This is a genomic window from Luteibacter sp. 9135 (assembly GCF_000745005.1).
In the GTDB taxonomy this organism is placed as follows: domain Bacteria; phylum Pseudomonadota; class Gammaproteobacteria; order Xanthomonadales; family Rhodanobacteraceae; genus Luteibacter.
On the sequence record NZ_JQNB01000001.1, the window covers coordinates 3,729,104 to 3,750,558 of the forward strand.

The following is a 21,455-nucleotide window of genomic DNA, read 5'->3' on the forward strand; positions in this document are numbered from 1 at the left end:
GCCGCACATGGCGACCCTTCGGCTTCATTCAGACGGGGTGTCAGTCCTTGCTTTTCTGCTGATCGCCACGCTCGTGAGCGGTGCTGGCATGGGTCGCCTCGGGCGAGGGCGCCGTTGATGCCTGGCCATTGTCGCCCGACGAAGGGGACGACGTCGTGCCATGTCCCGCATCACCCGTCGGCCACGTCGGCGCTTGCCGGTCGCGTTCGCGCTTGGCGTCCAGCAGGGCCTGGATGTGCGCAACGGCTTCCTCCTGGCTGATGTGCTGCACCGGCTCGTGGTCGGTCGCGGCAGAGGCAGGCTTCGACACCGTCGGCTCCGGCTTATTGGCCACCGGGCCCGGTTTCGACACGGCCGGACCCGGCTTGGCAACGACGGCGCGAGGCTTCGCAGCCACCGGTGCCGGCTGACGTGCCACCTTCGTTTCGGACGCACGCTGCACGGGCTTGTGCTCGACCACGTGCGCCGCGGCGGAACGGTCTGTGACGTCGGTGCGTGCCGGGGTCTTCGCAGCGGGGACGTTCCGGCTCGGCGGGGGCGTTGCCGTCGTCTTGCGGCTGACCGTGGACGTCGTCGTGGACTTCGTCGGCGCAGTCTTCGCGGGCGAGGCCTGCTTCGATGCCGTATGGGTGGTCGTGCCCCTGCCTGTCGTCGTGCTGGCAACGGGTCTTGCCACCGTCGTCTTCCGACCGGCCGGCTTGCGCTCCGGCGCCTTACTGGCGGCCGTTTTCCTGGCGACGCCCCGCGTGGCGACGGTTTTCGTCACGGCGGTTTTCTTTGTAGCGGTTTTCTTCGTTGCCGTTTTCTTCGTGGCGACCTTTCCGGCAGCACCCTTCCTGGCGGCAACCTTCGTCGCGGGTACCTTCCGTGAAGCAGCCTTCTTCGCGGCTGTTTTCTTCACGGCCGCCTTTTTCACCGCTGTCTTCTTGACAGCCGTCTTCTTCGCGGCTGTCTTCTTCACAGCCGCCTTTTTCACGGGCGCTTTCTTGACGGCGGCTTTCTTGACGGCTGTCTTCTTGACAACGGCTTTCCTGGAAGCCGTCTTCGTCACCGCGGGCTTCGTCGCCGCCGTCTTCCTCGTGGCGCTTTTTGTCCCCGCGGCCTTCTTCACGGCGGCCTTCTTCGCCGAAGCCTTACGGGCCGTGGACTTGCCGGTCGATCGGGCGGGGGCGGCCTTCCTGGAAGCCGGCCGCGTGGCGGCGGTGCGTGGGTTCTTTCCGGTAGCGGCGCCAGCACCGGCCTTCCTGACCGCGGTTTTCTTCGCTGCCGTCTTTTTCTTGGCCGCGGATGTCTTCGCAGCGGACTTTCGAATCGTAGCCATGCGTTCATTCCTCGTGCGGTAGAAGCCGACGCGAACTACCCCACCGGGGAGACCCGCGTACGTGCCGGACGACTGGAAGGAGAAAACTGTTCGTCGCGGACAACTGCATGATGTAACAGCTGTCGGCCGAAGTCACATCGCGGCGCGGGAAGAATTCAGGTTCGCACTCAGAAGAAGCGCGGATTCATCAGGGCCTGGAGAAAGTACGGCAGGATGCGCGGCTCCAGCGCCACGGTGAAGATGACGCCGTAGGCCGCTCCCCACAGGTGGGCGCTGTGGTTGACGTTGTCGCCGCCACGCTTGTCCATGTAGACCGAATAGGCCACGAAAAGCACGGCGTACAGGATCGCCGGCATGGGCACCACGAATACGATGATCCGTGCCCAGGGCTGGACCAGGATGAAGGCGAACAGGATCGCCGACACCGCGCCCGAGGCACCGAGGCTGCGGTAACCGGCGTTGCGCCGGTTGGCGATATACGACGGCAGGATCGAGAAGATCAGCGCGCCGATGTAGAAGGTGACAAAGCCCAGCGGGCCCATCTCCTGGGTGAACAGCTGTTCCATGCCACGCCCGACGAAGTACAGCGAGAACATGTTGAAGAACAGGTGGCCCATGTCCCCATGGACCAGGCCGTAGGTCACCAGCCGGTAGTACTCGCGGCTGCGCGACAGGGCCGGCGGCCAGAGGATGAGATCGTCCAGCAGGCGCTGGTTACGGAAGGCGACGATCGAGACCACACAGGTCACGAGGATGATGAGCAGCGTGATCATGCGGGGTACCGCGTCCTTCGTCAGGTCGAACCAGCGCGCATCTTGGCGCGTGCCGACGCCGATGTCGAATCGTACCCCGCCCCGTCGTCGCTCTGGCCGGTATCATGCAGGCCTTCCCCGCCGCTCCGGTTCCACCCATGCCCTCGATTCGCTACAAGCAGCTGGATGTCTTCGCCGCCCGCCGTGGCGGTGGTAATCCCCTCGGTGTCGTCGTCGACGCACAGGACTGGTCCGACGCGGCGATGCAGCGCTTCGCCCACTGGACCAACCTCGTCGAGACCACCTTCCTGCTACCCGCTCGCGCGGCCGGGGCCGACTACCGGGCGCGTATCTTCACGCCCACGAAGGAAATCCCCTTCGCCGGACATCCGACGATCGGCAGCGCCCACGCCGCCCTCGATGCCGGGCTGGTGACGCCGGATGCCGCCGGAGTGATCTGGCAGGAATGCGGAGCGGGCGTCCTGCCCATCCGCGTCGAGGGCCAGGGCGCGGGTCGCGAACTGTTCGTGCAGTCGCCCAAGGCACGCATCGTGGGCGATGCCTCGCACGGCGGCGAAGCCCTCTCCAGCGTGCTCTACGGCATACAGCCGGGCGCACTGCCGCCAGCGTGTGTCGAAGGCGGCCGCCGCTGGTGGGTCGCCGAGTTCGCCGACGAGACGGCGCTGCGCGCCTGGCGCCCCGACCACGCGGCCATCCGGGCGCTGGCCCTGGCCACGGACACGCTCGGGTTGTGCGTCTTCGCCCGATCGACCGAAGGACTGGCGGTGCGTGCCTTTCCCGCCGGCGTGGGCATCGTGGAAGACCCCGCCTCCGGCGCCGCCAACGGGTTGATTGCGGCCTACGTGGCGGAACGCGACCGGACCGGCCAGCTCGCCCGGGGCTATATCGTGAGCCAGGGTCGGGAGATCGGCCACGACGCCCGCCTCATCATCCGCATCGACGGGGAGGCCATCTGGGTCGGCGGGCGCACGAACACCATCATCGACGGTCACGTGGACTGGACGGACGCCTGATCGTGCAGATCTGGGTCGATGCCGACGCCTGCCCCAATGTCATCAAGGACATCCTGTTCCGGGCGGCCGAACGCGAAAAAGTGATGGTGACCCTGGTTGCCAACCAGTGGATCCACACGCCACCGTCGAAGTTCGTCCAGTCTATCCAGGTGCCCGGCGGCTTCGATGTCGCCGACGACGAGATCGTCCGCCGCGTCCAGCCGGGCGATCTGGTCGTGACGCAGGACATTCCGCTGGCGGCCTTCGCCATCGAGAAGGATGCCCTTGCGCTGCACCCGCGTGGCGAGATGTTCACCCGCGACACCATCGCGGCACGGCTCTCCATGCGGAACTTCATGGAGGAACTGCGCGGCGCGGGGGTGAACACCGGCGGGCCGGCAGCCATGCATCCGCGCGACCGGCAGAACTTCGCCAATGAGCTGGATACATGGCTTGCCCGGCGGGGGAAGGGCTAGAGGCCTGGATCGCGCACAAGCGTGCGCTCCTACGGGACGTCTGGTTTCGCGCACATCGTGCGCTCCTACGGGATGCCTGATTCGCTTCTACGGGAGCTTTTGGAGAATCGCGCTGACCGTCTCGCTGGAGAAATGGAGTTCCTTCAGGGCTTCTTCCAGCGAGTCGCGGGAGTTGGCCTCACTCTCCACCTGCTCGCCGGGGCTGGCGGGCGACACGTGCACGTAGCGTTCGCCATCCTGGTACGCCGTGCCTTCATCTTTGAAGTTCTGCGTCGTCAGGACCTTGTACGTATGGTCGTTGGATTCCTTGACCGAGACCGAGCGGCCTTCGTGATCGCCTTCGTAAACCGTTTTCCAGGTTGCCGACATGAGTTCGTTCCCAGGACTGCACAACAGCGTGCGGTAGACATTGTGGCGAACCGACCGGACTGGAGAGTGTGAAGGCGCCCTTCCCCGGCGCCTGCCGTTCCATGTCTGACCAGCCAGCCGCCACTTGCCGGGTCGCCGCTCAGTCCTTGAGGTGGGCGCGGGCCGCCGCCACGCGGGCCATGCCGGCCCAGTCGATGTCGCCGTCGCCCTGCGCCAGGGATTCGAGCAAGGTGTCGTGCAGCACGCTGGCCAGCGGCATCGGCACCCGCTCCGCTTCCGCGGCCGAGCGTGCCAGGCCCACGTCCTTGAAGCCCAGGCTGAGCTTGAAACCGGCCGGGGTGTAGGTGTCGCGGGCGATCTGGCCACCGTAGTTTTTGAACACCGGGGCGGCGAACAGCGAGTTGGACATGACATCCAGGAAGTCGGCCGCGCTCACGCCGTGCGCGCGGGTGAGCGCGGTGGCCTCGGCCATGCTCTCGATGGCGGCGCCGATCATGAAGTTGCCGCCGATCTTGACGATGGTCGCGCGGATCGGATCGTCGCCCATCGGCCAGACCTTCGCCGCCAGCAGCGCCAGCAGCGGCTGCACGGTGGCCACGGCCTCGGGCTTGCCCGACACGACGATGTTCAGCCCGCCTGCGGCGGCAACCTCCGGCCGGCCAAACACCGGGGCGGCCACGAAGCCCAGGCCACGCGTCTCGTGCGCATCCACCAGCTCGCGCGCCAGCGCCACCGAGATCGTCGCATGGTTCACATGGACGGCCCCGCGCGGCAACGCATCCAGCACACCGCCGTCGAACAGCACCTGGCGCACGGCGGCATCGTTGGCGAGCATGCCGTGGATGACGTCGGCACCCTCGGCCACTTCCGCCGGTTTGGATGCCACGCGGGCGCCCTGCTCCGCCAGCGTCCGGGCCGCCTCGGGCGAGCGGTTCCATACGGTGACCTCATGGCCACCCTTGACGAGGTTGGCGGCCATGGCGGCGCCCATGGCACCCAGGCCGATAAATCCGATACGCATGTCGCGCTCCTGTCAGACGGCCAGGCCGGCGGCATGGCCGCAGGCCCAGGCCCATTGGAAGTTGTAACCGCCCAGATGGCCGGTCACGTCGAGAACCTCTCCTACGAAATACAGCCCTGGATGTCTTTTCGACATCATGGTGGACGAAGAGACCTCGTCGGTATCCACGCCGCCCAGCGTGACCTCGGCGGTGCGATAGCCCTCCGTGCCGCTGGCCACGACGGGCCAGTCGGCCAGTTGCGCGCCGATGTCGTTCAGTTCGGCGGCGCGGTATTGCCGCATGGGCCGGTTGGGCAGCCCAATCTCGCACAGCCGCTCCGCCAGGCGCCGCGGCAGCAACGACGCCAGCACGGTTTTCAGTTCGGCCGCCGGGCGCTCGGCCTGTCCCTGGCGCAGCGCCTCAGCCGCATCGATGCCGGGCAACAGGTCGACGCGCAGGTCTGCCCCCGGCTCCCAGTACGAGGACACCTGCAGGATCGCCGGACCGCTCAGACCCCGATGGGTGAACAGCAGCGCATCGCGGAACGCGGCATCGCCCACCCGCGCTTCCACCGGCAGCGCCACGCCGGCCAGGCCATCGAAACGCTCCTGGTGCTTGCCGCTGAGGGTGAGCGGCACCAGCCCCGCACGCACCGGCAGCACCCGGTGGCCGAACTGCTTCGCCACCTGGTAGCCGAAACCCGTGGCGCCCAGGCTGGGGATGGACAAGCCGCCGGTGGCGACCACCAGCGATGCCGCGCGCACCGCCCCCAGCGGCGTGTCACAGGCGAAGCCGCCCTCCACCGCGCGCAGGCGCGACACCCCGCAGCCGGTCTCCACGCGTACACCCGCCGCCGCGCATTCGTCCAGCAGCATGCGCACGATCAGCTTGGACGACTCGTCGCAGAACAGCTGTCCCGGTGATTTCTCGTGCCAGGCGATGCGATGCCGGTCGACCATCGCGATGAAATCCCACGGCGTATAGCGCGCCAGTGCGGACTTGCAGAAATGCGGGTTGGCCGAGAGGAAGTTGGCGGGCGTGGTAGCCGTGTTGGTGAAATTGCAGCGCCCACCGCCGGACATCAGGATCTTCTTGCCCGCCCGATTGGCGTGATCCACCACCAGCACGCGCCGGCCACGGCCACCGGCGACGATGGCCGTCATCAGTCCCGCCGCGCCCGCCCCGATGACGAGGACGTCGTATTCCATGGTGCTTCCCGTCGTGCAAACGCACATGGTAGCGCCCTCGCGTAAACTGGGGCATCGCCCCCTTCGACAAGGACCCCGCCATGCCCTCCTTCGACATCATCTCGGAAGTCGATAAGCACGAACTCGTCAACGCCCTGGACCAGGCCAACCGCGAGGTCACCACCCGCTTCGACCTGAAAGGCACCTCCGCGAAGATCGAGCAGGAAGAAAACGTCCTGACCCTGCGCGCCGACAACGAATTCCAGATCAGCCAGGTGATGGACATCCTCCGCGCCCGTCTCTCCGCCCGCCAGATCGACGTACGCGCCATGGACGTCGGCAAGGTCGAGACCAACCTCGCCGAGGCGCGCCAGAAGGTGACCATCAAGCAGGGCCTCGAGCAGAAGGTCGCCAAGACGATCATCGCGAAGATCAAGGAAGCCAAGCTGAAGGTCGAGGCGCAGATCAACGCGGAGAAGATCCGTGTCACCGGCAAGAAGCGCGACGATTTGCAGGCGGCCATGGCGCTGCTGCGCAAGGCCGATGTGGAAGTGCCGTTGCAGTTCGACAATTTTCGGGATTGATGGCGGGGGTTGTGTGAGCTCGCCTTCGGCCTCGCGTTTCGCTCTAGGTCTTAGTGTCTTGGAGCAAGAGCCGGCGGGTGCCACCCTCGGGGCCACGCCTGCGGCGACCCGTCAATGAAAGGCCGCTCCGCGGCCGTGTATTTATTCCCCTTCGGGGCGGGTCGGGCTTCGAACGGGGGTTTCCGATTCGCCCTCCGTGGCTCAGCGGAAACGGCCGGCCGTCCTGGCCGGCCCCGCTACGCGGCCTTGTCCGTTCGAATCCCTCGCCTGCGGCTACCGGCCCCGAGGGTGGCACCCGCCGGCTCTTTCCAGCACTGAGGTTGGGTGTGGGGAGAGCGAAGAGCTGGGTTTCGCTTCGTGGCTGGGAACGCTCGCTTGCCTGCTTTGCATGGCATCGGTCGCCTTGGATACGTCGAGGGTTCGCGCACGTGCGTGCGCTCCTACCCAGATGGCGGATCACGCGTTGGATATGCCACAAACTGCCCTACACCTGCGACCTACCTACCCCTGGCGTAGGAGCCCACGATGTGGGCGAAAAGCCAACAAAGCGGTGACGCCCTACCCCGCACGTCTGCGGTCGCTCGCGTCACAACCCACCTCAGTGATGGAAAGAGCCGGCGGGTAGACCCCTCGGGGCCGGTAGCCACAGGCGAGGGATTCGAACGGACAAGGCCGCGTAGCGGGGCCGGCCAGGACGGCCGGCCATTTTCGCTGAGCCATGGATGGCGAATCGAAAATCCCCGTTCGAAGCCCGACCCGGGCCCGAAGGGCAATAGACATACGGCCGCGCACGCGGCCCTTCCCTAGCGGGTCGCCGCAGGCGTGGCCCCGAGGGGGCTACCCGCCGGCTCTTGCTCGAGGAATTCGGTTTTACCGCTTTACCGCTTTACCGCCTTGTTGGTTTTTCGCGCACATCGTGCGCTCCTACCGGCACGTCGTGCGTTTCTACCGGCACATTCTGCGGTCCTACCGGGCTTAGAGGCTGGCGATGCGACTGCGGTTCCGGCCGTCGTTCTTTGCCTCGTAGAGCGCCTCGTCAGCGCGGCCTAGCAGGGAATTGAGCGACTCGGGTGCACGCCACATGGCGACGCCCGCGCTCACCGTGATGCGGATGCGGTAGTCGCCGTGCACGATGGTCATCGCGCCCAGCGCGTGGCGCACGCGCTCGGTGATGTCCAGTGCGTGCTCGGCCAGGGCGCCCGGCAGGCAGAGGATGAACTCCTCGCCGCCGAAGCGGCCGGCCAGGTCGTCGGCACGGCACATCGACGAGATCACCCGCATCGTCTCGCGGATCACCGTGTCGCCGGCCAGGTGGCCGAACGTGTCGTTCACCGTCTTGAAGTCGTCGATGTCCAGCAACACCATGCTGAACGGGATGCCGTCGCTCGCGGCGCCCTGGCGCACCCGCTCGGCCTGTTCGAGGAAGCGGCGGCGGTTGAGCGAGCCGGTCAGCTCGTCGGTACCGGCGAGGTGGTCGAGCCGTTCGTTCGCGGCCTTGAGGTCGCGCGTGCGCGCATCGACCTGCACCTGCAACAGCTCGGCACGACGACGCAGGTAGAGCGTGCGCAGGTGGACCAGGCCGAAGAATGCCACCACGCCCAGCACCACCCCGAACGCCAGCGTCCACAGGCTTTCGTACCAGCGCGGCACCACGGTCACGTGAATGGAGGATTCCACCGTGCGGGCATCCAGCCCGCGCATCGTCGCGCGCAGGCGCAGCGTGTAGTTGCCGCTGGCGAGGTTGGTGTAGATCGCGCTGGGCGGCAGCCCGCGGGCCACCTCGTTCCAGCCGCTGTCCGCGTCGTCCATGCGGTAGGCGTAGTGGGTCTCCGCGGGTGCGCGGAAATCCAGCAGGGCGAAGTCCACGCGCAGGTTGCGGCCGTCGCCGTCGAGGCTGACGCTGCCGCCGTCACCCGGCAGGTCGGCCAGGGGCAGCGACTTGTCGTTGACCGTCACCTGGGTGATCGCCAGGCGCGGCGGTGCCACCCGCGGCGCCACCCAGTAGGGACGGATCACCGTGAGGCCGCCCAGGCCGCCGAACATCAGCTCGCCGCCCGGCGCCTCCGCGGCCGCACGGTGGATGTAGCTGGGAATGCGCAGGCCGTCGCGGATACCCAGGTCGGCCACCCGGTGGGTATGGGCATCCACCATGGCCACGCCATTGGCCATCGATGCCCAGACCCGGTCGTCGTGGTCGATCAGCAAGGCGTTGATCTTGGTGTTGACCAGGCCCTCGCGCGCGCCGATCACGCCGAAGCGGAACGGGCCGCCCGGCTTGAAATCGTCGATATAGGCAATGCCGCCGAAGGTGCCCAGCCACAATCGGTGATGCGAATCGAACGCCACCGAGCCGGTGTAGTCGTGCGGCAGGCTGGTGGGGTCCGCCGGATCGTGGTGCAGGTTCACGAAGCCCGGCTTGCCGTCGTAGGCGATGCTGATGCCGCTGATGGTCGAGAACCACCACGCGCCGGGCATGCGCGTGATGTAGCGCACCTGGTCGCCGACGAGGCTGCTCGGATCGCCGTCGTCGTGGCGCATCTGCACCAGGGTGCCCTTGACCGTGTCGTAACGGAACAGGCCGTCGTAACCGCCGATCAGGATGTCGTTGCCGTCGCGCTGCATCGACAGGATCAGCTTGCCGTCCAGGCTCGGGATCACCGAGCTGGTCATGGCGAAGGTCTCCGGATCGATCCGCGAAATGCCTTGCGCGCCCGCCCAGATGGCACCGTCGGGCGCCACGACGAAGGCCTGCACGTCGCGCTCCGCCTGCTCGCCAGCCAGTTGCAGGTGGCGCATGCCGCCCTTGCCCAAATCGAGCACGTCGATACGCCCCATGCCCAGCCCCAGCCAGACCCGGCCGCGCGGGTCGACGAACACCGAATGCACGTTGGCGTTGGAGAGCGTGTGGGTTTCCAGCGGCGAGGGCAGCACGGAGAACACCGCGCGCCCGTGGGGGTCGTAGCGCGCCGCGCCGAGTTCGGTCGCGACCCAGATGTTTCCCGAGGCGTCCTGCAGGATGTCGCGCGTAATGTCGCCGGGCAACGACGAGGGCATGGCGGCATCGTGGGCCAGCGGACGCACGCGTCCCGTCACGGTGTCGTAGGTGACGACACCCGCGCCGTCCGTCGCCGCCCAGAGCACGCCCTGCGGTGTCTCGTGAAAGGCGCGCACGGTGCGCCGGCGGGCCACGCTGTCCTTGCCGGACAGGCCGGGCACGCGGTGCGCCTTGCCGTCCGCATCGATGTAGATGGCGCCGGACTGCCCCGTGCCTATCCAGAGGTTGCGCTTGGCATCGGGCAGCAACGCCCAGACCTGGTCGTGCAGGATCTCGTCGATGGCCGGGTCGGTCGACACGACGCGCTCGAAGTGGCCGCCGGGACGACGCACGAACAGGCCATTGTCCGCACCCGCCCAGAGGTTGCCCACGGCGTCCTCGGCCACCACGAAGGTACGCGGCCGCATGTCCTTCTCGTCGCCGGGCTGTCCCGAGACGTGTTCGATGCGGCCCCGGGCAACGTCGATGCGGTCGATGCCGCCTTCGGTGGCCACCCAGTACACACCGTGCTCGCGCGCCGGGGCGATCGAGAAGATCTTCGCGTGCGACGTGCCGCCGGGGCCCACGGGATACACATGGAAGCGCATGGTCTGCGGATCGAACCGCACCAGGCCGCCGGTGTTGGTGCCGATCAGCAGGCCGCCGTCGTCCAGCGGCACCAGGGCGCGGACGTAGGCATCCGGCAGCACGGCGCCCGCATACGCATCGGGCTCCTGGCCGAACACCTGCATGCGGTAACCGTCGTAGCGCACCAGGCCACCGAACGTACCGATCCAGATCAGGCCGCGCTTGTCCTGCACGATGGCCGTGGTGGTGGAGTGCGGCAGACCGTCCGCCACGCCGACGGTGTCGAACCATGCGGTCTCGTACACCGCCCAGGGATCGACCCCGGCGGTGGGCACGGCCGGCGCCACCTCCGCGGCCATGACCGCGGTGACGAACCACGCCAGCCCGACCGCGAGGACCGCAAGGCGGGCTCGAAGGCGCGAGGGGCGCACGGGCCGGGAAGCGCGCTCAGCCGGCATGGGCCATCGTCGGATCGAGGTAATGACTGAAGGCGTCGGCGGTCATCGGACGGGCGAAGAAGTAGCCCTGGCCGATGTCGCACCCGAGTTCGCGCAGCCAGTCGGCCTGTGCCTCGGTTTCCACGCCTTCGGCGATGGTGCGCATGTTGAGCTTACGGGCCAGCCCGACGATCGCCTCGGTGATCTCGCGGTCGGCCAGGTTGAGGGTGCTGCCACGCACGAACGACTGGTCGATCTTGATGGTGCCCACGGGCAGTTCGCGCAGGTGGCCCAGGTTCCAGTAGCCCGCGCCGAAGTCGTCGATCAGCAGGTCGAAACCGTGGGAGCGCAGCTTGACCAGCTGGCGCAGGGTTTCTTCCGGCTGGCGCATGGCTGTGGATTCGGTGAGTTCGAAGCGGATCCGGCCCGGATCCACGCCGTAGGAACGTACGACACGGTGCAGCGTCTCGACGAAAGCCGGTCGGGTCAGCTCGTGCATGGAGAGGTTGATCGCCACGTAATCCACCGCGATGCCGGCCGCGTCCCAGGCCTTCACCTGGGTCAGCACTGCGCGCAGCACGTATTCGCCCAGGGCGTGGATCAGGCCGGAGCGCTCCGCCACCGCCACGAACACGGCCGGTGGCACCTGCCCCCGCACGGGGTGCTTCCAGCGTGCCAGCGCTTCCACGCCGGCCAGCGTGCCGTCGCGCAGGTGGCGCTTGGGCTGGTACTCCAGGCTGAGGTTGCCCTGTTGCAGGGCCTCACGCAGTTCCACCGTCAGCGCGACGCGTTCGCGGGCCTGCTCGAGCATGCCTTCCTCGTAGAAACGGAAGTCGGCCTTGCCGGTTTCCTTCACCGCATACATCGCGGCATCCGCGTTGCGGATCAGCATCTGGGCGACGGTGCCGTCCTTGGGCGCCACGGCGACGCCGATGCTGGGGCTGACCGCCACGAACTGGCCGGCGACGCTGACCGGCTGCGACACCAGGTCGAGCACCTTGCGACAGACCCGCACGAGGTTTTCCATGCCGCCATAGGCCTGCACCACCACCACGAACTCGTCGCCGCCGAAGCGCGACACCGTGTCGCGTTCGCGCACGCTGCTGCGCAGACTGCTGGCGACGGCCTGCAGGAAGGCGTCGCCGGCCTCGTGGCCGAGCGTGTCGTTGATGGACTTGAAGCCGTCCAGGTCGATGAACATCACGGCGAGCGCCTCGTCGGAGGACGTCGCCAGGGCCCGCTCGAGCGTCTGCAGCAGGTAGGCGCGATTGGGCAGCCCGGTCAGGGTGTCGTGGTAGGCGCGGAACGCCAGTGCGCGGCGCGCCTGCTCGCGGGGATCGCCCAGCCGGCTGCGCAACCGCACGCGCTGGCTGGCCAGCCACGCGATGACGACGGAGGCCAGGACAACCACGACGACCAGCGAGACGAGCCAGCCCAGTCCCGCGCCGGCGGTGCCAAAACCGGTGCAGTGACCACCCTCGCCCGAACCCGTGAGGGTCCAGCGGGCACACCGCGAAGCGACCCCGTGAAGGCCGCCCTCGACACTACGATGGCTCAGCACACTTTGCTCCGGCCCGGACGTCGCCGGGATGTCCCGGTGGCCGACGCAAGACGCGCCGGGCCGGGGATGTTCTTCGAATACGAAACAAGTACGCCCGGGTACCCGGAGAGACGCAAGGCGCAAAACGACTTCTCCCTAGGTGTAACGGCCACCAACGCCCCCGCCTTTAGCCCCGATCTGCCGAATGATGATGGACCGGCGAAAAAACGCAATGCACCCTTAGGCGTGCGCTTCCGAAAACGCGCACGATCGCGATTTATTGCCCCTTGGCCGACAGGTAGCGGTCGAACCACGACAGCGCCCGGGCGACCACGTCACGACGGTTTTCTTCGCGCGCGAAGCCATGCCCTTCACCCGGGTAGACCACCAGCGAGGTGGGCACGCCCTGCGCGCGCAGCGCGTGCCAGAACTCGAACGACTGCGGTGCCGGCGTTTCGGCGTCGCGTTCGCCCACGACGATCAGCGTGGGCGTCTTGACCTGCTTGATGAAGTTGATCGCGGAACTCTTTGCATAGACGCCGGGGTCGTCGTACACCGAGGCGCCGAAGTAAGGCGTCATCCACTGGTCGATCAGGTTCTGCCCGTAGTAGCTCTGCCAGTTGGAGATACCGGCGCCGGCCACCGCCGCACGGAAGCGGTTGGTCTGGGTCACGCCGAACATCGTCATGAAGCCGCCGTAGCTCCAGCCGGTGAGGCCCAGGCGCTTGTCGTCCACCGGGTGGTCCTTCTCGATCGCATCGACCCCGGCAAGGATGTCGCGCAGGTCGCCGTAGCCGAAATCCTTGCGGTTGGCCTGGACGAAGGCCTCGCCCTGGCCGTAGCTGCCGCGCGGGTTGGGCATGAAGACGAAATAGCCCAGGGCCGACAGCGGCGCGCCGCCGTAGCCTACGCCGGGCCAGCGCGGCATGACCGATGCGGCCGGGCCACCGTGCACCGCGACGATCATGCCGTAGCGCTTGGCCGGATCGTAATGCGCCGGATACAGCAGCCAGCCCTGCACGTCGTGGCCCTCGAAGGTCCAGGAGATCGACTCGGCCTTGCCCCAGGACGGCTTCAGCCCGGCGTTGAACGCCGTCACCGCCACCGGTGCCTGGCCGCCGGCCAGGTCGGCCACGTGCACTTCGTAGGGTTGCTCGAACGAGCTGGCAATGAAGGCCGCATGCGTGGCCACCGCATCCAGCGACACGGACATCGACAGACGGCCGTCGCCGATCGACATCGGCAGATCGAACAGGCGGGTGGCCGATGCCGCGCCGGTGGCCGGCAGGGCATAGCGCGACAGTCGGGCCGACCCGGCGGCCACCTCGTCGACCAGCAGCTGGTCGTTCGCCGTCCAGGCATACCAGGCCGGGGTGGTATGGATCTCCGGGGTGACGTCCAGCGGGGCGGCGCCGCCGGCGGACGGTACGGTCCAGATGTCGCCGCCGGTGGAGCCCTGGTCGCTCATGAGGCCGCCGATGAAGGCAAGGCGCAAGCCGTCCGGCGAGAAGCGCGGCACGGCGATCTGCAAGCCCTTGAGCGCACCGGTGAGCTTCGTGGTGTCCACCACCACGTCGGCCTTGGCGCCCGCCCGGCTGGGCTGGACATACAGCTTCGCCACCCACCAGTTATTGTCGCCCGGCGGCTCGGCGGCGACATAGGCCACCCGGTCACCCGCTTCGGAGAACGCGAACTCGTAGACGTGCAGACCGGCGGGCGTCAGCACGTGGACCTCGCCTCCCGTGGCGTCCACGGTGGCCATCTGCTGGATCTCGATGCCCTCGACGCCGACTTCGCCCAGCTGCGGCTTGGCCGCGGCCGTGGCGCTGGCCTGGCGGGTGGCGTTGGGCACGTAGAGGAAGCCGAGCTGCTTGCCGTCCGGACGCCAGGTGAGGCTGTCCACATAGCCGGTGAGGTGGGTGAGCCGCTGTGGCGCGGCCTTGCGCGAGGTATCGACGACATAGATGTCGTTCTGCTTGCCCTCCCCCACGCCCGGGCCCTTGCCCGCGCAGTCGGAGAGGAAAGCCAGCCGACGCGAGTCGGCGGCCCAGGCCACGCCGACCTCGCTGCAACCCTTGGACGCGGTGATCCGGTGCGCGTGGTGGCCCTGGGCATCGGCGATCTCGATCACCGGCTTGCCGTCGGTCTTGACCGCCCAGGCCAGTTGCTTGCCATCGGGCGACAGCGCGACGGATTCGATGGTGCGGACCTTGCCCAGCGCGTCCAGGATGCTGGCGATCCGCGCATCGGTGGGCGACGCCGCCTTCTTGCCCGGCGCAGAGGCGGTATCGGCGGCGTCGGCGGAACCGGCATGGACGATGGCAAGGGCCAGAGCGGCGGCGATCCACTTCGTGCGCATGCGATTACCCGGTCTGTGAGTTAAACGTGAAAACTATCACGACACCCATCCACGGGGGTAGGCATGCCCCTACGTGACGCGCTCAACCTCGCAGCAGATGGGCGTACTCGGGATGACGTTTGAACCAGGTGTCGGCGTAAGAACAGGCGGGAACGATCTTCCAATGCCTGCCCTCGGCAAAGCGCACGGCGAACAGCGTCAACGCCGCCGCGATGCCGCGCCCGCCCACCGGCGAGGGAACGCCCGTATGGGTGATAGTCATGGCGTCGCCTTCCAGGCGGTATTCCACCTCGCAGGTGTGCCCGTCGACCACGGCGGTGAACACCTGGTTGGCGGCATCGTGGGTAATGGCCAGTGGCTGGGCGGTGTCGCTCATTGCATACTCCGGACGGAAAAAGGTGCCGACACTTTCGCACTCCGTGGATGGGCGTGGCGTTAAGGTCGCGCCCCACTGGCCAGGCCACAGGATCGACACGCGCGTGCTCATCATTCATGAACACGGCCGCAAGGCGGCCATCCACTGGACGACCGGCATGGACGTGCCCCGGGCGCCGCTGTGGATCGACCTGCTCGACCCCAGCGACGACGAACGCCGATGCGCCGGGGCGATCTCCGGACTGCGCGTGCCCGACCGCGGCGATGTGGATAACCTGGCCCTGTCCAGCCGCATCCGTACCGACGACGACGCCATGTACCTGTCCATCCCCTACTTCGCCGACGTGGATCACGCCGCGCGCGACGGTGGGGGACATCAGCCGTCGCCGCTCGGCATCGTGGTAACCGGTCGCCTGCTGATGACCCTGCGTTTCCACGATTCCCCCGCCTTCGACCTGGCCAGCCGCAGTTGCGACGAGCAGCGCTGGGAATCCAGCGGCGACGTGCTGGCCACGTTGATCGAAGCCATCGTGAACCTGGCGGCCAAGCGGATGGAAGACGTTTCGGCCGACCTGAAGAAACTCTCCGACCGCGTCTTCACCACCGAGCGGCTGGGCACCCCGGCCCTGCGCGACTGCATGCTGGAGGTGGGACGGCTGGAAGGCGAGCAGGCGCGCAATCGTTCCTCGATGCTGGGCGTGCAGCGCATCGTGTCGTTCGTGCGGGCCAAGCAGCCGGAATGGATGTCCGACCAGGTGGAAGTGCGGCTGCGCGTGGTCGACCACGACCTGCGCACGCTGGACGAATTCGACGACCAGCTGACCAACAAGCTGCAGTTCCTGCTGGACGCCAGCCTGGGTTTCATCAGCACCGACCAGAACCACGTGATGAAGGTGCTGACCGTGACCTCGGTGGCGACCATTCCGCCGGTGATCCTGGCCGGCGTGTGGGGCATGAATTTCAAGCACATGCCGGAACTGGACTGGACGTTCGGCTATCCCATGGCCATCGGGATCATCCTGCTCAGCATGCTGCTGCCCGTACTGTTCTTCAAATGGCGCGGGTGGCTCGAGGGCGACTGAGCCCGACACACCCCGCCCTTAACCCAGGCCGCCCTCCATGTGAAGACGTCAAGACGGACCCTCGTCACACTTTCACGCATCGGGCCTGTTTTTACCCTAAAGTTTGCGGCTTGGGTGCCGTTATCCCTCCCTGAGGATAAGCCCGGTATCAGCCGGTCGGACGACATGGGGCGCCGTCAGGCTGCCCGACTCGGGGGAGGATGTGCTCGGTGCCAGTCAGTAACCACCATCGCGGACACCACGTCGCGCCGCGGGATACCCCATGAGGACACCCTGGCACGCCCTCGCGGGCGGCTTTCCCGAGACGCGCCTGCTGGCTTCGGTGGCGGAGTTCACCCACCATCGCGACATCGACGCACTGGACCACAGCCTGGTGCTCTCCCTGGCCGAACTGGTGCCCGTCAACAGCGTGACGCTGTGCAAGCGCGGCGAAAGCCTGCAACAGCCGATCGAATCGATGGTGGTGTGCTCGCGGAAAACCGAAGGCGGTTTCGTCGTCGACGCCCTGGAGCCCCCGCGCGAGGGCGACCCTGTCGACAGCATCGTGTGCGCCATGGAAACGCTGGAAGTCGTCAGCGACATAACCGACACCGGCGACTGCCGCCTGGTGATTCCCATCCAGCGTGACTCCTCGGCCATCGGTGCGCTGATGCTGGAGGCGAACGATTCACTCGACGCCGTGCGCGTCATGATCGAAGGCTTCGCCCGTATCTACGGCAACTACATCGCCCTGCTCAACGAGAGCGAGCGCGACAAGCTCACCGGGTTATACAACCGCCGCAGCTTCGAACAGCGCCTGCGCCGCCTGCTCAAGCTCAGCCGCCAGCGAGCCAGGGCCGCGGTGGGTGGCGAGGACGAGCGTCGCGGCCGCGACGACGACAGCAAGATCTACCTCGCGATCCTGGACATCGACCATTTCAAGCGGATCAACGACACCTACGGCCATGTCTACGGTGACGAAGTCATCCTGATGCTGGCCCAGTTGATGCGCGCCAGCTTCCGCCAGAGCGACGTTCTGTTCCGCTTCGGCGGCGAGGAATTCGTGATGCTGATCGCCGCGGAAAACGAAAACGTGGCGCACTATGCGCTGGATCGTTTCCGCCAGTTCATCGCCGACCACGCGTTCCCGCAGGTCGGCCATGTCACCGTCAGCATCGGCTACGCGCGGATCACCGAGAACGACTACCCCGAGATCGTGCTCGACCGGGCAGACAAGGCGCTCTACTTCGCCAAGGAAAACGGCCGCAACGGCGTGCACGGCTACGAAAGCCTGGCCGAACGGGGCCAGCTGGCACCGCCGGCGGCGCTGGGCAGTATCGACCTGTTCTGACTAGGGCACCACACCGCAGGCGATACGCGCACCGCCACCGCCCAGCGCTTCCGGCTGGTCGGCGTAGTTGTCGCCGCCGGCGTGGATCATCAGGGCATGGCCCTTGAGCGTGGCCAGCGAGCTGAGGTGCGGCGCGGTGACCGGCGTGGTGTCGGTGCCATCGGCGCCCACGTCGATGCGCGGCAGGTCGCCCTCATGGCCCATGGCCTCCGGGCCCGCGTGCTTGCCGGTCTTCGCCGGATCGTAATGGCCGCCGGCGGCCAGCGCGGCGCCCTTCTTGCCATCCTTCTCGCCCGGATCGCAGCTCGGCTTCTCGTGCAGGTGGAATCCGTGCTGACCCGGCGGCAGGCCCTTCAGGTTCGGCGTGAATACCAGGCCCTTCGCGCTTTCGGTCACGGTCACCGTACCGACCGACGCACCGGCACCCTGCGCCGTGACGGCGGTCAGCGGCACGACGAGGCTTTTGTCCGCGGCATGCGCGGCGGCGCACGCGACCAGGCCGGCAACAACGATGGCGATCTTCTTCATGGCGCACTCCTTGGGTTCGGGACCCTCCAAGGGATAGTGCACCCGGCGTGGAGAGGGCGTCCACGCCGGCACCGCGTGACCCCTAGGCCGCCACTCATCCGCCGAACATCCGCACCCGGTCCTGGTCGTCGAGCGCGCGCCACTCGCCCACCGGCAGGTCGTCGAGCGACAAGCCACCGAGCGTGGTCCGTTCCAGGGCCGCGACATGGTTGCCCACCGCCGCGAACATGCGGCGCACCTGGTGGTAACGGCCTTCCGTGAGCGTCAGGCGGGCCCGCCGCGGGCCGAGCACGTCCAGCGTCGCCGGCAGCAGGGGGTCGGTCTCACCCTCCAGCATCAGGGTACCGGCCGCGAAGATCGCGGCTTCATCGCCACGCAGGTCCTCGGCCAGCGTGGCCTCGTAGACCTTCGCCAGCGAAGCCTTGGGCGAGATGATCCGGTGCAGCAACGGGCCGTCGTCGGTGAACAGCAGCAGCCCCGAGGTGTCGCGATCCAGTCGCCCCACCGTCGACAACACCGGGTTGCGCAGTGCGAAGCGCGGCGGCAGCAGGTCGTAGACCAGGCGTCCGACGTCCTTGCGCGAGCAGGTATAGCCGGTGGGCTTGTTGAGCATCAGCAGAAGGCCCTGCGGCGGATCCAGTGGCTGGCCCTCGAAACGGATCTGGCCGTGTTCCATCTTGTCGTCGGCGTACAGCACCTCGCCGTCGGCGTCGGTGACCGCGCCCTCACGGAACAGGGCGGCGACCTGCTTGCGACTGCCATAACCAAGATTCGCCAACAGGCGGACGAGTTTCATCGACGGGGCTCCTGTGCTTCGATGACTTTGAAGCCGTCGCTGTCGACGACCCTGTGGACGCGGGCAAACGCCGCGTCGAGTGCCGCCTCGTAAGCGAGGTGGCGATTGGCGACCATCCAGAACCGGCCGGTGGGCGCGAGGCCCCGCGCCGCGGCCGCGATGAACGCGCGGCCGAGTTCCGGCTGGTCCGCGCGTCCCTGGTGGAACGGCGGGTTGGACACGATCACGTCGTAACCGGGGGCGATGCCGTGGGTCACGTCGGCCCACTGCACGGACGTGGCGACGTCACGGCCCGCATGGCTCACGGCCGCGGCAAGGTTGGCGCTGGCCGGCGCAAGGGCCCGGCCTTCGGCTTCGTAGAGATCCGCGGCGACGATGCCCGGGCAGCGCTCGATGGCGGCGCACGCGAGATAGCCGAAGCCCGCACCCAGATCGGCCAGCCGCCCCCGCAGGTCCACCGGCAAGGCCGCGGCCAGCAGCGACGAGGCGGCGTCGACGCGGTCCCACGCGAACAGCCCGCGCCGGCTGAGGAAACGCCGGCCCTCGATGGCGGTGGGTGCGTCCAGCGCCAGCCACGCTTCGTGCAGCAACGGGTCGGGCGTGCTGCCGGGTCGGGTCCAGAACACCCGGCACTTGTGCTTCGACAGCTGGCCATCGAGGCCGGCCAGCGCCGTCAGATCGCCTTCGGCCGTCTTCGCGCCTTCGCTGTTGGGCACGGCGGCCACCACGATGCCGTCGCTGCCGGCGCACGCCAGCGCCTGGGCGAACAACGCGCGGGTTTCCTCGCGTTGCCGGGTGGGCAGCACCATGACGACGCGGAAACGCCCTGCGGGCGGTTCGGCCACGACCTCGAAGCCGGAGCGCGCCAGCGCGTCGGCGGCCGGCTTGAACGACTGCTGCACGACCCACCCGGGACGGCGGTGCTCACGCAGGGCAAAGCCGTCGCGGGCGCGCAGCATCAACAGGCGACCGTCGTCCGGCCAGCGCAACGCGCCCGTGGCGAACGGGACGAAAAGCGCCTCCAGGGCGGCTTCGGATGCGGTTCCGGCGGACAACGCCATGGACCTCGGCAGGGTGGACGACCGCCGATTCTAGCGCGAGCGGCCGCCCTCAGCTGCTGCAGGAGAGCATCGAGCAACCTACCCGGTCGCGGGCCCAGTCGGGACGACGGGCCGCAAAGTGCTCGCGCCCCGGCTGCTCGTCGTAGGGACGACGCAGCGTGTCGAGCAACGCGTGCACGCCGCTGTCGTCGCCTTGCTCCGCACGATCGATCGCCTCCTGGGCGAGGTAGTTGCGCAGCACGTAGCGCGGATTGCTTGCGTGCATCAGCGCCATGCGCTCGACCGGCGACGCGCCGTCGTCGCGCAGGCGGGCGGCATAGCGACGCAACCAAAGCAGCAGGGCCGGCTCGACGGCGGCGCAACGGGCGTCGTCGTAGAACGCCTCCGCCACCGTGTCGACGGACGGTGCTTCGAGGTCCAGCGCCGCCAGCGCGCGGTAGAAGATGGTCATGTCCATCTCACCTGCGGCCAGCAGGCCACGCAGGTCCGCGACCAGGCTGTCGTCATCCTCCCGCGCCTGCGCCAGACCGAGCTTGGCGCGCGAGAAGGCCGCATCGGTGGCCTCGAACACCTCCACATAGCGCGCCAGCCCGGCCTGCAAGGCGTCGGTGTCCGCGAACAGCGGCGCCAATGCCTGGGCCAGGCGTTGCAGGTTCCAGTACGCCACCTGCGGCTGCTGGCCGAACCGGTAGCGCCGATGCGCGCGGTCGGTGGTGTTGGGCGTCCAGTCCGGATCGAAGTTGTCCACCCACCCGTACGGGCCGTAGTCGATGGTCAGGCCGAGGATGGACAGGTTGTCGGTATTCATCACGCCATGGACGAAGCCCACGCGCATCCAGTGCGCGACCAGCCGTGCGGTGCGCTCGCACACCTCGGCGAAGAACGCGCCATGGCGATCGGCCTCCGGCAACGCCGCGATCGCCGGGAAATGCGTGCGCACGGTGAAGTCCACCAGCTGGCGCAACAGGCCCGTGTCGTTGCGCGACGACGGCAGCTCGTACGAGCCGAAGCGCAGGAAGGACGGTGCCACGCGGCAGACGATGGCGCCCGGCTCCAGGGCCGGGTGGCCGTCGTACATGACATCGCGCAGCACCTGGTCACCGGTGCCCAGCAGGCACAGGGCCCGCGTCGTCGGCACGCCCAGGTGGTGCATGGCCTCGCTGCACAGGAACTCGCGGATGGACGAGCGCAGCACGGCTCGCCCGTCGGCGCCACGTGAATACGGCGTGCGGCCGGCCCCCTTGAGCTGCAGCTCCTGCCGGCCGTGATGCGCCGTCAGTACCTCACCCAGCCCGATCGCCCGCCCGTCGCCCAGCTGGCCGGCCCAGTGGCCGAACTGGTGACCGCCGTAGGCCATGGCGTAGCCACGCATGCCCGGCCAGGTCGCGTTGCCGGAGAACACCTGGGCGAAGTCCGGCGCGGCGGGATCGATGCCGAGCATGGCAGCAACGTCGTCGGCGACCGCGACCACCCGGGGCGCCGCCACCGGGGTGGGGTCCACCCAGGAATACGCCGCACCTTCCACCTGGCGCGGCACGTTGTGGGTGTCCGGGTCGGCCGGCAGGTCGCGGACGAAGGCGTTGTCGAAACGGAGGGCTGTCATCGGCGAGGGGGGCTGACGC

Annotated in this window: 18 protein-coding genes and 1 pseudogene; 5 read left to right on the forward strand and 14 right to left on the reverse strand. The window is 68.0% G+C overall.

Features of this window, described 5'->3' with window-relative positions:
* Positions 1-40: 40 nt before the first annotated feature.
* The 3 genes and pseudogenes from FA89_RS20690 to FA89_RS15690 form a co-directional block, all read right to left on the reverse strand.
* Positions 41-460 carry a hypothetical protein gene (locus FA89_RS20690; protein WP_036141976.1) on the reverse strand — a complete coding sequence of 140 codons (420 nt, stop codon included), beginning with the start codon at positions 458-460 and terminating at the stop codon, positions 41-43.
* A gap of 174 nt (positions 461-634) precedes the next feature.
* Positions 635-1,321 (reverse strand): annotated as a pseudogene (locus FA89_RS20695) (histone H1-like repetitive region-containing protein); the annotation flags it as partial.
* Positions 1,322-1,488: 167 nt separating this feature from the next.
* Positions 1,489-2,094 (reverse strand): rhomboid family intramembrane serine protease, encoded by a 606-nt coding sequence (locus tag FA89_RS15690; protein ID WP_036141978.1) that lies wholly within the window; start codon positions 2,092-2,094, stop codon positions 1,489-1,491.
* 137 nt (positions 2,095-2,231) lie between these two features.
* Between FA89_RS15690 and FA89_RS20315 the strand changes: the two genes are divergently transcribed.
* Together FA89_RS20315 and FA89_RS20320 are read left to right on the forward strand one after the other, a co-directional pair.
* A complete protein-coding gene (locus tag FA89_RS20315; RefSeq protein ID WP_036141980.1) occupies positions 2,232-3,107 on the forward strand; it encodes a PhzF family phenazine biosynthesis protein in 876 nt (291 codons plus the stop codon).
* A 2-nt stretch (positions 3,108-3,109) separates the two neighbouring features.
* Positions 3,110-3,562: a YaiI/YqxD family protein gene (locus tag FA89_RS20320; protein WP_036141983.1), complete on the forward strand. Its 453-nt coding sequence runs from the start codon at positions 3,110-3,112 to the stop codon at positions 3,560-3,562.
* An 87-nt stretch (positions 3,563-3,649) separates the two neighbouring features.
* Here the strand turns inward: FA89_RS20320 and FA89_RS15705 are convergent, their stop codons facing one another.
* The 3 genes from FA89_RS15705 to FA89_RS15715 form a co-directional block, all read right to left on the reverse strand.
* Complete coding sequence (locus FA89_RS15705) at positions 3,650-3,931, reverse strand: hypothetical protein (protein ID WP_036141984.1); 282 nt, start codon at positions 3,929-3,931, stop codon at positions 3,650-3,652.
* A 139-nt stretch (positions 3,932-4,070) separates the two neighbouring features.
* Positions 4,071-4,952: an NAD(P)-dependent oxidoreductase gene (locus tag FA89_RS15710; RefSeq protein ID WP_036141987.1), complete on the reverse strand. Its 882-nt coding sequence runs from the start codon at positions 4,950-4,952 to the stop codon at positions 4,071-4,073.
* A gap of 12 nt (positions 4,953-4,964) precedes the next feature.
* Complete coding sequence (locus FA89_RS15715) at positions 4,965-6,140, reverse strand: NAD(P)/FAD-dependent oxidoreductase (protein ID WP_036141990.1); 1,176 nt, start codon at positions 6,138-6,140, stop codon at positions 4,965-4,967.
* A gap of 80 nt (positions 6,141-6,220) precedes the next feature.
* Between FA89_RS15715 and FA89_RS15720 the strand changes: the two genes are divergently transcribed.
* Positions 6,221-6,703, forward strand: coding sequence for a YajQ family cyclic di-GMP-binding protein (locus FA89_RS15720; protein WP_036141993.1), 483 nt, complete (start codon positions 6,221-6,223; stop codon positions 6,701-6,703).
* Positions 6,704-7,678: 975 nt separating this feature from the next.
* Here FA89_RS15720 and FA89_RS15725 read toward each other — a convergent pair.
* The 4 genes from FA89_RS15725 to FA89_RS15740 form a co-directional block, all read right to left on the reverse strand.
* Positions 7,679-10,783 carry a ligand-binding sensor domain-containing diguanylate cyclase gene (locus tag FA89_RS15725; protein ID WP_240003916.1) on the reverse strand — a complete coding sequence of 1,035 codons (3,105 nt, stop codon included), beginning with the start codon at positions 10,781-10,783 and terminating at the stop codon, positions 7,679-7,681.
* Complete coding sequence (locus tag FA89_RS20845) at positions 10,773-12,323, reverse strand: putative bifunctional diguanylate cyclase/phosphodiesterase (protein ID WP_051938862.1); 1,551 nt, start codon at positions 12,321-12,323, stop codon at positions 10,773-10,775. Before FA89_RS20845 ends, FA89_RS15725 begins: the two co-directional genes overlap by 11 nt.
* 256 nt (positions 12,324-12,579) lie before the next feature.
* The gene (locus FA89_RS15735; protein WP_036141997.1) at positions 12,580-14,661 is read right to left on the reverse strand and encodes a S9 family peptidase; all 2,082 of its coding nucleotides are present in this window, start codon (positions 14,659-14,661) and stop codon (positions 12,580-12,582) included.
* Positions 14,662-14,743: 82 nt separating this feature from the next.
* Positions 14,744-15,037, reverse strand: coding sequence for a GNAT family N-acetyltransferase (locus FA89_RS15740; RefSeq protein ID WP_036142000.1), 294 nt, complete (start codon positions 15,035-15,037; stop codon positions 14,744-14,746).
* Between the two features lie 103 nt (positions 15,038-15,140).
* On the opposite strand from FA89_RS15740, the gene FA89_RS15745 reads away from it, so the two are divergent.
* Positions 15,141-16,118, forward strand: a complete 978-nt coding sequence (locus tag FA89_RS15745; protein WP_051938863.1) for a CorA family divalent cation transporter — start codon at positions 15,141-15,143, stop codon at positions 16,116-16,118.
* 262 nt (positions 16,119-16,380) lie between these two features.
* Positions 16,381-17,448 carry a GGDEF domain-containing protein gene (locus FA89_RS15750; RefSeq protein WP_051938864.1) on the forward strand — a complete coding sequence of 356 codons (1,068 nt, stop codon included), beginning with the start codon at positions 16,381-16,383 and terminating at the stop codon, positions 17,446-17,448.
* Here the strand turns inward: FA89_RS15750 and sodC are convergent, their stop codons facing one another.
* The 4 genes from sodC to FA89_RS15770 form a co-directional block, all read right to left on the reverse strand.
* Positions 17,449-17,976 (reverse strand): superoxide dismutase family protein, encoded by a 528-nt coding sequence (gene sodC / locus FA89_RS15755; RefSeq protein WP_036142003.1) that lies wholly within the window; start codon positions 17,974-17,976, stop codon positions 17,449-17,451.
* A gap of 94 nt (positions 17,977-18,070) precedes the next feature.
* Positions 18,071-18,772 (reverse strand): pseudouridine synthase, encoded by a 702-nt coding sequence (locus FA89_RS15760; protein ID WP_036142007.1) that lies wholly within the window; start codon positions 18,770-18,772, stop codon positions 18,071-18,073.
* Positions 18,769-19,833 (reverse strand): class I SAM-dependent methyltransferase, encoded by a 1,065-nt coding sequence (locus tag FA89_RS15765; protein ID WP_185754411.1) that lies wholly within the window; start codon positions 19,831-19,833, stop codon positions 18,769-18,771. The genes FA89_RS15760 and FA89_RS15765 overlap by 4 nt, the downstream gene beginning before the upstream one ends.
* Positions 19,834-19,882: 49 nt before the next feature.
* The gene (locus tag FA89_RS15770; protein WP_036142009.1) at positions 19,883-21,436 is read right to left on the reverse strand and encodes a protein adenylyltransferase SelO; all 1,554 of its coding nucleotides are present in this window, start codon (positions 21,434-21,436) and stop codon (positions 19,883-19,885) included.
* Positions 21,437-21,455: the final 19 nt, after the last annotated feature.